The following is a 397-nucleotide window of genomic DNA, read 5'->3' as shown; positions in this document are numbered from 1 at the left end:
GGAGGCACCATCACGGCGACTGTCCAGTCCGGCGCAGACATTGAGATAGACGACGACCTCCGCAGCCGCATGCTGGATGCCTATCAGGGAACGCCGCAGGGCGGCGATTCCGACGATTACGTCGAGTGGGCGCTGCAGGTGGCTGGAGTCACCCGCGCATGGTGCGCGCCGAATGGCTTCGGCGCTGGCACTGTCGTTGTCTACACCATGTGGGACATCGCTGAGGCAGCGCATAACGGATTTCCTCAGGGAACGGACGGCGTGTCGCAGAACGATAAAGGGCCCGGCGGCACGCCGCGGGGCACAGTTGCGGCCGGAGACCAGCTTGTCGTTGCAAATTCGATCGTAACGAAGCAGCCAGTCACAGCACTCGTTTATTCGTGCGCGCCGATCGCAA

Annotated in this window: 1 protein-coding gene; it reads left to right on the top strand. The window is 63.0% G+C overall.

What is annotated here, in order from left to right:
* A partial coding sequence (locus SB822_RS55210) for a baseplate J/gp47 family protein (RefSeq protein ID WP_410858861.1) occupies positions 1-397 on the top strand: 397 nt, incomplete at both ends.

It is taken from the genome of Paraburkholderia sp. SIMBA_054, assembly GCF_046534875.1.
Lineage (GTDB): Bacteria > Pseudomonadota > Gammaproteobacteria > Burkholderiales > Burkholderiaceae > Paraburkholderia > Paraburkholderia hospita.
This window is presented reverse-complemented; position numbering and strand designations above follow the sequence as displayed.